Genomic DNA, 10203 nt, shown 5'->3' with positions numbered 1-10203 from the left:
ACCACCGCTGATAATGAAAAAATTAACGTTACTTTTTATCTTTTTATTTGTAACTTGTCTTACAAAAGCTCAAGATAGAGTCATAAATCCTGGTGTTCCCTTTTTATTAGTTGCCGCCGATGCTAGAGCTGCAGGTATGGCTGATATTGGGATTGCAACTTCGGCAGATGCTTTTTCTCAACAATGGAATCCAGCCAAATATGCTTTTGCTACTGATGCAAAGGGTTTTTCCGTAAGCTACACCCCTTACTTAACCGACTTGGTTAATGATATATCATTAGGACAAGTGACTTACTACCAAAAATTGAATGAAAGAAGTGCCTTTGCCGGTAGTCTCCGTTACTTTGGTTTAGGTGAAATTGAATTACGTGAAAATGCTACTGACGAAGCGAGAATAGTCTCTCCTAACGAATTTGCTATTGACGGATCCTATTCCTTAAAATTGAGCGAGAAATTCTCGATGGCTATTGCAGGAAGATTCATTAATTCTAATTTAAAAGTAGCATCCGATAGCAATGACGCTTCGTCTGCAAGTACCTTCGCAGTTGATGTGGCAGGTTTTTACCAGTCTGAAGAAATAGCGTATAACGAATTTAACGGAAGATGGAGAGCGGGATTTAACATTCAAAATTTAGGTCCAAAGATTAGTTATGACAATGATGATTTCAACAATAACTTCATTCCTGCAAATTTAAAAATAGGAACTGGTTTTGATTTTATTTTAGACGATTTTAATAAGGTAGCCTTGAATGTTGAATTTAATAAATTATTAGTTCCAACACCTCAAATTCCTGTCCCTCAGCCAGCAACTGATTTAAATGGAGATGGGGATACCCTCGATCCTGGAGAACCTGCTAATGATGGAACTGCTAAAGCAAATAATGATTACCGAGGTATTGGATGGACTTCAGGAGTTTTCAAATCATTTGGCGATGCACCCGATGGATTCAGCGAAGAGCTAAAAGAAGTTACCTATGCTGTGGGAGCCGAATATTTATATCAAGATTCCTTTGCAATGCGTTTGGGTTACTTTCACGAAAGTCCTGTGAAAGGTGCTCGACAATTTTTCTCCCTTGGAGCAGGTTTCAAATACAACGTAGTCAAAGTAGATGTTTCGTATTTATTTTCAGCGTCTAAAGTAAAAAATCCATTAGAAAACACCCTTCGTTTTTCGTTGACCTTCAACTTTGGAGATAAATATAACGAATATTAAACTAAAGTAAATCACCAATAACAATCCAAATTTCAAACTCAATTATTCGAGATGAAATTTGGATTTTTTTTCCAAAAAAAATAATGAAAGAATTATCAATTATCACGCAATTCAAAGCATTCGATGCGATACCAGATTTACCAACTGACATTCAAGAGTTAATGTTGCAAGCCGTTGCAGTCAGAAAAAATGCCTATGCTCCGTACTCTAAATTTAGAGTTGGAGTTGCAATCCTTTTAGATAATGGTGAAATTGTTTTGGGTTCGAACCAAGAAAACGCAGCTTATCCTTCAGGACTTTGCGCAGAACGCGTTGCAATTTTTCATGCAGGTGCCATTTATCCAACAGCAAAAATTTTGAAAATGGCAATCACAGCAGCTTCGGATACCAACCAAACTACTACTCCTATTCCGCCATGTGGTTCTTGCAGACAATCTATTGCAGAGTATGAAATCAAGCAAGAAACACCTATTGAGATTTATTTTATGGGAGAAATTGGAAATATTTATAAATCTGATTCCATAAAAAATTTATTGCCTTTTATGTTCGATAAAAAATTCTTGTAAAAAGTCCAAAAATCACCTTTTATATTTCAGTTCTTACTTGGAATATCTTATTTTTGCAACCCGACGCTTCGGGGCGCAAACTTGTGGGAGGAAACTATTTTGCGTTATAGGTACAAATTGATAATACAATAACACTTTAGCAAAAGAAAAATTCAGATGAAAGAAGTTACAAAAGAAGTATATTTAAAGTGGTATGAGGACATGTTGCTTTGGAGAAAGTTTGAGGACAAACTTGCGGCATTATACATCCAACAAAAAGTTAGAGGATTTTTACATTTATACAATGGTCAAGAAGCGGTACTAGCGGGTGCTTTACACGCCATGGACTTGACAAAGGATAAAATGATTACTGCATATAGAAATCACGTTCAACCTATAGGAATGGGCGTTGATCCTAGACGAGTAATGGCAGAACTTTTAGGAAAAGTTACCGGAACTTCAAAAGGTATGGGTGGTTCTATGCATATTTTTTCTAAAGAGCATCGTTTTTACGGCGGTCACGGAATTGTAGGAGGACAAATTCCAGTGGGTGCAGGATTAGCTTTTGCCGATAAATATTTTGAAACTGGTGGTGTGACTATGACTTATTTTGGTGATGGCGCAGCACGTCAAGGTTCTTTACACGAAGCTTTTAATATGGCTATGTTATGGAAACTTCCGGTTGTTTTTATAGTGGAGAACAATGGTTACGCGATGGGAACATCAGTAGAAAGAACGGCTAACCATACCGATATCTGGAAACTAGGTTTAGGCTACGAGATGCCTTGCGGACCTGTTGACGGCATGAATCCTGTAAAAGTTGCTGAAGCAATGACAGAAGCAATAGATAGAGCACGTCGTGGTGATGGACCAACTTTCCTAGAAATGAAAACGTACCGCTATAGAGGACACTCTATGTCAGATGCGCAACTGTATCGATCGAAAGAAGAAGTAGAAGAATACAAAAAAATAGATCCAATTACACAAGTTTTAGATGTAATTATGGATAACAAATATGCTACAGAAGAGGAAATTGAGACGATTGATCAACGAGTTAAAGACTTAGTGGAAGAATGTGTAACATTTGCTGAGGAATCAGAATATCCACCTATTCAACAATTGTATGACGTAGTATACGAGCAAGAAAACTATCCATTTATTCCTCATAAATTATAAATCAATTATGGCAACAATAATTACAATGCCTCGTTTGAGCGATACGATGACGGAAGGAACGGTAGCAACTTGGCTCAAAAAAGTAGGCGATAAAGTAAGCGAAGGAGACATTCTTGCAGAAATTGAAACCGATAAAGCAACAATGGAATTTGAATCTTTCAATGAAGGTACACTTTTACATATAGGAATTCCAGCTGGTGAAACGGCTCCTGTCGACTCATTACTAGCAATTATAGGAAAAGAAGGAGAGGATATTTCGGCATTACTTTCAGGAAAACCAACAGAGTCAACTCCAGCTGTAGACACAGCAAAACCTACGTCAGAGGCAGTAGCTGTTCCAGAAACTACCAAAGAGTCAACTTCAGCGACTACTTCTTTACCAAAAGGAGTAGTGGTAATAACGATGCCTCGTTTAAGCGACACGATGACCGAAGGAACCGTTGCAACCTGGTTGAAAAAAGTAGGAGACGCAGTTGCCGAAGGTGATATTCTCGCTGAAATTGAAACTGATAAAGCAACAATGGAGTTTGAGTCTTTCAATGCAGGAACATTATTATATGTAGGTATTGAAGAAGGAAATACTGCTCCTGTTGATAGTCTTTTAGCAATTATTGGTCCCGCAGGAACTGATGTTGCTGGAATTGCTACAAATTATAAAGCAGACGGAGCAACGTCAACTGCTCCTGCTGAAGAAGTTAAAGAAGAAGTTGCAACAACAGCCGCGATTGAGCCAATTGCTCAAGAAACTGTAGCTGACGGACAACGTATTTTGGCTTCGCCATTAGCAAAGAAAATTGCAAGTGATAAAGGAATCCAGTTGAATCAAGTTAAGGGTACTGGTGAAAATGGTAGAATCGTAAAAAGCGATATCGAAAACTTTACACCAGCTGTTGCTCAGCCAACTGCTGATGCACCAGTAGTTGCTAAAACAGAAACTGTAGTTGCACCTGCTGCACCAAAAGTGTTCGTACCAAACGGAGAGGTGTTCACGGAAGAAATTAAGAATTCCCAAATGCGCAAGATCATTGCAAAACGTTTGGCTGAATCATTGTTCACCGCACCGCATTACAACTTAGTGATCGAAGTAACTATGGATGACGCCATGGCTGCGAGAGCTGTTATTAACAACGTACCTGATACAAAAGTATCTTTTAACGATATGGTTATTAAGGCCTGTGCAATGGCTTTGAAAAAACATCCAAAAATCAATTCACAATGGAAAGAAGATGCTATTACCATCAACCATCACGTCAATATTGGTGTTGCTGTGGCTGTTGAAGATGGTTTAGTAGTTCCAGTATTAAAATTCACGGATGCGATGAGTTTGTCTCAAATTGGCGGCAGCGTTCGAGATCTTGCCGGAAGAGCAAAAAACAAAAAACTACTGCCTACAGAAATGGAAGGTAGTACGTTTACCGTTTCTAATTTAGGAATGTTTGGTATAGTAGAGTTCAATTCGATTATTAACCAACCTAATTCTGCAATCCTATCTGTAGGTGCGATTGTCGAGAAACCAATCGTTAAAAATGGCCAAATCGTAGTAGGAAATACCATGATGTTATCTCTTGCTTGCGACCACCGTACTATCGATGGAGCAACTGGAGCTCAATTTTTACAAACATTGAAACAATTTATAGAAAACCCAGTTACCATGCTTGCGTAATAGCCCGGTTATCATAATACAATCCCGTCTTGTTAATAAACTTGACGGGATTTTTATTGGTGCATGTCCCCACTTCCACTAGCGTTGCAGTGCGGTCAGGCTATTCGCTATATCTTTTATTCCATTACATTTCATAAAAGGATGCCGCTACTATCCCTCATGCAAAAAAGTACCATGCACTTTAACATAAATGAAATACAATCAATTATTGAATAGCTTCTAGAAGTATTTTCAAGAAAATTTGTTTTCTGCTTGATGATTTCACTTCGCTATTAAAAAATTAAAAAGCGCTTTCGCCCAGATAAACACTAACTTGGAGCAATAGAAAGCAATAATAATGTAAAAACTAATTGCACGCTATCAGTTATAATAACGATTTCATTAACGATTTAATAGACTTAAAGATGATTGAAAAACAATATCTAGAACCAAATGAAGGTTTTTCGCAAGCTGTTGTTGTAAGAACCGGTACTTGTAAAACAATTTATATTTCAGGCCAAATTGGGGACGGAAAAAACCTAGAAGCACAAACAATCGCTTGCTTTAAAAACATAGAAAAACAACTTTCTAATTGTAACGCCACTTTTAAAGATGTGGTAAAAATGAATACGTACATCGTAAATTTTAATCCGGAAATCGATTTACCTATTTTTAGAAAAATAAGAACCAAATTTCTTGGAGATTGTGATTTCCCAGCAAGCACCTTAGTAGGTGTAATCATACTGGGAAATAAAAATTGGCTAATTGAGATTGAAGCAATAGCTATTATAGCATAAAATAATCTAGAAAAATTAAAACAATTTGCCCTATTTCGAAATTGCTGAACGCTAGCTCTTATTTTTTTCCTCAATCCATTTGGACATGTATTTGGTACTTTTTAATGTATGATGTTGCAATACCGCACCCATAAAGTTATTCAACCGATGTTGTTGAAAATTCGATTGTAGATAATCAATTATTAATTTAAATTCAGTTTCAAACAGTGAAACTAGATACCGTTGTTCGATAATAGCTAAACCGTTTTTTTGCGCCTGAAGCCAACACGATTTATCCTGATATAATTGAACAGCTTTCTTAGCGAAAACATCGGGATCATCCGCAATAAATCCATTCCAAGGTAAATAGCCTTGCATCGATTCTGCACCAATACCTGTAGTAATACTTGGTGTTCCACATTGCATAGCTTCGAGCAATTTGCCTTTTATTCCGGCACCAAAACGCAAAGGGGCCAGTACAACTCGAGATTTTTTGACAACTTCCTGTGCATTAATGGCACGGCCCTGTATCAAGAAACATTCTTTGGCATTATGTAACTGCAATACTTTTTGGGATGGATACGCACCATAAATAGAACAAACAGCAGCTGGAATTTGTTTTTTAATCAATGGCCAAATAGTTTCTTTGAGGTATTGTACAGCATTCCAATTGGGTTCATGAAGAAAATTTCCAATAAAAATAAAGTCTTGTCGTTCTTCAAACGAAGGTAACTTAACCAAAACAGGTATAGCATCTGAGTCTACTAAAAGTGGTACATAATGCAATAAGGAATTGTCTAATTTGAATGTTTTGGTCAACAATTCAATTTCATATTCGGAAATCATTAATGACAAATCACAGCGTAAAATACTAGCGATTTCTCTTTTTGCAACCTCTTCATGTAATAAATCTACAGTTTTAAATTCTCGTTTTTCTTTGTATGCTTTTTGTCGTGCAAGACGCAAACAGTGTAAATCCTCAGTGTCTAAAATGCGAACTGCATTTGGACAATTTTCGGCAACGCGCCAACCAAATTGTTCTTCAATCATAAAACGATCAAATAAGACTATTGAAGGCTGAAGCTGTTTTACAAATACATCAAAACTAGAACTATTTAAAGCTATTGTTTCTTTCTTGACCTTATACAAACTTAAATCGGCCATAAAATCACTGTCTTGTGCAGGAGAAGCAAATGTGATTGTAAATCCTTGTTTTTGAAACAATGAAATCAATTGCATCATTCTGCCACCCGCAGCAGACGAGTTGGGTTCAGGCCAAACAAAGCCAATAATTAATACTGATTTCACTTTTGTGGGTGTTGAAAATTAGTATTGCAAAGTACTTATTTAAAATGAAATTGTAACTGTTTGGAATTGCAAATGCAACTGAAAAAAGTAGCTGTATTTTACACTAGTTTGCGTGAAGGATAGCAGTGAAAAGCCCACAATTGCAATGCAGCGCAGCGAAAGTGCAATGAGGACTAGCAACGAATAGCCTGACAGCAAAAAATGGCTGCATAAAAAGTTGCTTTTGCCATTTTTTTGGTGACACGCCCCACTTATTTTTGATAGTGAATTTTAAGAAGAAAACACTAATTTTGTGCTCAGATAAATTTCATTAAAATGTTAGGATTAAAATTAGCTACCGATCCAAGATGGGTCAACATAGTAGAATCGAATATTGAAGAAATATTGACTGACCATGCGTGGTGTGAACAAAAAGCTGCTTCGAATGCCATAAGTTTGATTACGCAAAATTCAGAAAAAGAGGAATTAGTGACCGAATTAATGGTTATTGCAAGAGAGGAATTAGAACATTTGCAAATGGTACACGACTTGATAAAAACCAAAGGACTTGCCTTAGGGCGGGAACGGAAAGATCATTATGTGAATGAATTATTTAAATTCATGAAAAAGGATGGGAGTAGAAACGACGCTTTATGTGAACGCTTGCTGTTTTCAGCGATGATTGAAGCCAGAAGTTGCGAACGATTTAAAGTATTATCTGAAAATATTACAGATGAAACGTTAGCGAAGTTTTATCGTGATTTGATGATTAGTGAAGCGGGACATTACACCACTTTTTTAGGTTTTGCACGAAAATATGCTGATAATGTAGATGTGGATAAACGCTGGAAAGAGTGGATTGATTTTGAAACCTCGATTATCACAAATTATGGCAAACAAGAATCTATACACGGATAATTGAGACTATATTATACGTTATCAAAAACACGGTACTTAAAAGTGTCTGATCTTGAAAAAGGATGATTCCAATTATATTTTAAAATTACAGTACTTATTAGCCTCAGAAGTGAAAATTTTCGAGGTTTTTTTTACACCATTTCTTTTAAGGATCAGGAACGAAACCTGCGGTGGAATTATATAAAAAATAAGAAGAACTTTGCGAAATAAATAAACAGAAATAACTTCTATAGATTTATTAAAATTTAAACTACCTGATTTTCTTGTAGATTACTTTGAAATAGTCACTGCTGTTAATACCGAAGAACACCTTCGCTTGTATTTCGAAGGGAATGAACGACCTCCAATGCACTATGATGCTGTAGCATTCATATCTTAAGGCTTATTAGATGAAATAACAATATAGGATTTTCCTCTTCAGGGTGAATAGATCTATTAGCATATTAAACGTCTTCGTTGGACCAATAAAACTTCTGCAGAATAATCAAAAAAGATAGGGAATTAGTAGCAGACGGAACTCGTGTAACACAGGAGTTCGCGTCTTTTTTAAAGAGATCAATAGATTCCAAGCCTAATGATTGTACTGCGATTGCTTCTTTTTATGGCGTTAGCGGCAAAAACCTACAACATCAATACAAAGATTTCTTAAGTGATTTCAAAACGTGGGATCAACTATCACACGCCAAACAATGGCTTATTTTTCCAAAAAACTTAGGCAAACGTTTATCGATTGATGAAACTTCATTCTCGAATGGAGAACTCTATACTATCTTAACCAACAAAGCAGGCCAAGGAAAGAAAGGAACTGTCGTAGCTATAATTGCCGGAACTAAAGCTGATACTGTAACTGCTATAATTGAAAAAACCCCTCTCAAAGCGCGCAATCAAGTCACAGAGATCACTCTAGACATGGGAGCAAATATGGGATTAATTGCTAAAAAATGTTTTCCAAATGCTACGCGGGTTACTTATCGATTTACTCCTGAATTTTCATTGAAATTTTGGAATTCGTGATACCACTTCGCTAAATTCATGTTCAAAAACTAGCCTTGGAAGGGATCAAGTCTAAAACCTGTGGGGAAATATTAAATTTCGATATTTGTATTTTAAAAATAGATACAAATGCAAGATTCTTTTAGTGAGCTAATCAAATTATTATTACCTGAAATTGTTGTGGATTATTTTGAATTGACTTCTTATAAAAAGCAGAAGAAATACTTCATCTTCACTTTAAGGAAATTAATTCGATTCCAAAAGAATACCGACAGAACAAATTAAGCTCTAAAGGATTCTTTGAAGAGATAACAGTTCAAGACTTTCCAATTCGAGGTCATCAAGTATATCTGCATATTATACGCAGAAGATGGCTGAACGAAGATACTGGGCAAGTAGTTTTTAGAGATTGGACTTTAGTAGCAGACGGAACTCGTGTAACACAGGAGTTCGCGTTTTTTTTAAAAGAGATCAATAGATTCCAAGGCTAATGATTGTAATGCGATTGCTTCTTTTTATGGCGTTAGCGGCAAAAACCTACAAAATCAATACAAAGATTTCTTAAGTAATTTCAAAGCGTGGGATCAACTATCACACGCCAAACAATGGCTTATTTTTCCAAAAAACTTAGGCAAACGTTTATCGATTGATGAAACTTCATTCTCGAATGGAGAACTCTATACTATCTTAACCAACAAAGCAGGCAAAGGAAAGAAAGGAAGTATCGTAGCTATGATTGCCGGAACTAAAGCTGATACTGTAACTGCTATAATTGAAAAAATCCCTCTCAAAGCGCGCAATCAAGTCACGGAGATTACCCTAGACATGGCTGCAAATATGGGACTCGTTGCTAAAAAATGTTTTCCAAATGCTACACGGGTTACCGACAGATTCCATGTTCAAAAACTAGCCTTGGAAGCTTTACAAGAAATCAGAATCAAATACCGTTGGCAATCAATAGATCAGGAAAATGAAGCAATGGAAAAAGCTAAAAAAGGAAATAAAAAGTTTGAATTGGAAGTGCTATCTAATGGAGATACACTTAAACAATTACTAGCCCGTAGCCGCTATCTTCTATATAAAAACAAATCTAAATGGTCCGAAAACCAAGTAGAACGAGCCTCTATATTATTTGAATTATATCCAGATATTGAAAAAGCGTACAATTTAGCACAAGATTTGAGAAATATTTTTGAAAAAACAACTGATAAAATTATTGGACTTTCAAGGCTAGCCAGATGGCATGAAAAAGTAAATCAATCAGGGTTTAAATCTTTCAATACAATCTCAAGATCCATAATAAATCACTACCAAACCATATTAAACTATTTTGATAACAGAAGTACCAATGCTTCAGCAGAGTCATTCAATGCTAAAATAAAAGCGTTTAGATCTCAATTCAGAGGGGTTAGAAATATAGAATTTTTCCTTTTTAGACTAACTAATATTTATGCTTAATTTTTACGTCCCCACAGGTTTTAGGATTGATCCCTAAGCTACCATACTTATAAAAAGTAAATTATACAAAAAAGCCTATCATTACTGATAGGCTTTTCAAAGAAAGGCGACGACATACTCTCCCACATAACTGCAGTACCATCTGCGCAGGCGGGCTTAACTACTCTGTTCGGTATGGGAAGAGGTGAGCCCCGC

At 36.2% G+C, this 10203-nt stretch carries 10 protein-coding genes and 1 rRNA gene; 9 read left to right on the top strand and 2 right to left on the bottom strand.

The features are described from left to right. Positions 1–13 precede the first annotated feature (13 nt). From porV to ACNQGB_RS11355, 5 genes are all read left to right on the top strand, one after another. Entirely contained in the window at positions 14–1213 is a 1200-nt protein-coding gene (gene porV, locus ACNQGB_RS11375) for a type IX secretion system outer membrane channel protein PorV (RefSeq protein ID WP_417943935.1), read from the top strand. Between the two features lie 83 nt (positions 1214–1296). Beyond that, positions 1297–1779: a cytidine deaminase gene (gene cdd / locus ACNQGB_RS11370; protein ID WP_417943934.1), complete on the top strand. Its 483-nt coding sequence runs from the start codon at positions 1297–1299 to the stop codon at positions 1777–1779. A gap of 156 nt (positions 1780–1935) precedes the next feature. After that, complete coding sequence (gene pdhA, locus ACNQGB_RS11365) at positions 1936–2934, top strand: pyruvate dehydrogenase (acetyl-transferring) E1 component subunit alpha (protein WP_417943933.1); 999 nt, start codon at positions 1936–1938, stop codon at positions 2932–2934. A gap of 7 nt (positions 2935–2941) precedes the next feature. Further along, positions 2942–4597 carry a pyruvate dehydrogenase complex dihydrolipoamide acetyltransferase gene (locus ACNQGB_RS11360; RefSeq protein WP_417943932.1) on the top strand — a complete coding sequence of 552 codons (1656 nt, stop codon included), beginning with the start codon at positions 2942–2944 and terminating at the stop codon, positions 4595–4597. Between the two features lie 404 nt (positions 4598–5001). Then, positions 5002–5373: a RidA family protein gene (locus ACNQGB_RS11355; RefSeq protein ID WP_417943931.1), complete on the top strand. Its 372-nt coding sequence runs from the start codon at positions 5002–5004 to the stop codon at positions 5371–5373. A 51-nt stretch (positions 5374–5424) separates the two neighbouring features. Here ACNQGB_RS11355 and ACNQGB_RS11350 read toward each other — a convergent pair whose 3' ends face one another. After that, positions 5425–6660: a glycosyltransferase gene (locus ACNQGB_RS11350; protein ID WP_417943930.1), complete on the bottom strand. Its 1236-nt coding sequence runs from the start codon at positions 6658–6660 to the stop codon at positions 5425–5427. Positions 6661–6975: 315 nt separating this feature from the next. Between ACNQGB_RS11350 and ACNQGB_RS11345 the strand changes: the two genes are divergently transcribed. The 4 genes from ACNQGB_RS11345 to ACNQGB_RS11330 all read left to right on the top strand — a co-directional run bounded on the left by ACNQGB_RS11345 (position 6976) and on the right by ACNQGB_RS11330 (position 10008). Then, positions 6976–7557: a MiaE family protein gene (locus tag ACNQGB_RS11345; protein ID WP_417943929.1), complete on the top strand. Its 582-nt coding sequence runs from the start codon at positions 6976–6978 to the stop codon at positions 7555–7557. Positions 7558–8037: 480 nt separating this feature from the next. Continuing rightward, on the top strand, positions 8038–8571 hold the full coding sequence (locus tag ACNQGB_RS11340) for a transposase (RefSeq protein ID WP_417944014.1): 534 nt from the start codon (positions 8038–8040) through the stop codon (positions 8569–8571). Positions 8572–8771: 200 nt separating this feature from the next. Beyond that, the gene (locus ACNQGB_RS11335) at positions 8772–9041 is read left to right on the top strand and encodes an ISAon1 family transposase N-terminal region protein (RefSeq protein WP_472777117.1); all 270 of its coding nucleotides are present in this window, start codon (positions 8772–8774) and stop codon (positions 9039–9041) included. Next, entirely contained in the window at positions 9025–10008 is a 984-nt protein-coding gene (locus ACNQGB_RS11330) for an ISAon1 family transposase (protein ID WP_417944013.1), read from the top strand. The genes ACNQGB_RS11335 and ACNQGB_RS11330 overlap by 17 nt, the downstream gene beginning before the upstream one ends. 101 nt (positions 10009–10109) lie before the next feature. On the opposite strand, the gene rrf is transcribed toward ACNQGB_RS11330, so the two are convergent. Next, a 5S ribosomal RNA gene (gene rrf, locus ACNQGB_RS11325) occupies positions 10110–10203 on the bottom strand; the annotation flags it as partial.

This window comes from Flavobacterium frigidum, from assembly GCF_048286795.2.
Note: the sequence above shows the minus strand (reverse complement) of the source record. Positions and strands in the feature narration are given on the sequence as shown.

Coding starts and splice junctions, on each gene's coding strand:
- ACNQGB_RS11345 (WP_417943929.1), top strand. CDS start 6,976: ATGTTAGGATTAAAATTAGCTACCGATCCAAGATGGGTCAACATAGTA.
- ACNQGB_RS11355 (WP_417943931.1), top strand. CDS start 5,002: ATGATTGAAAAACAATATCTAGAACCAAATGAAGGTTTTTCGCAAGCT.
- porV (WP_417943935.1), top strand. CDS start 14: ATGAAAAAATTAACGTTACTTTTTATCTTTTTATTTGTAACTTGTCTT.
- cdd (WP_417943934.1), top strand. CDS start 1,297: ATGAAAGAATTATCAATTATCACGCAATTCAAAGCATTCGATGCGATA.
- pdhA (WP_417943933.1), top strand. CDS start 1,936: ATGAAAGAAGTTACAAAAGAAGTATATTTAAAGTGGTATGAGGACATG.
- ACNQGB_RS11360 (WP_417943932.1), top strand. CDS start 2,942: ATGGCAACAATAATTACAATGCCTCGTTTGAGCGATACGATGACGGAA.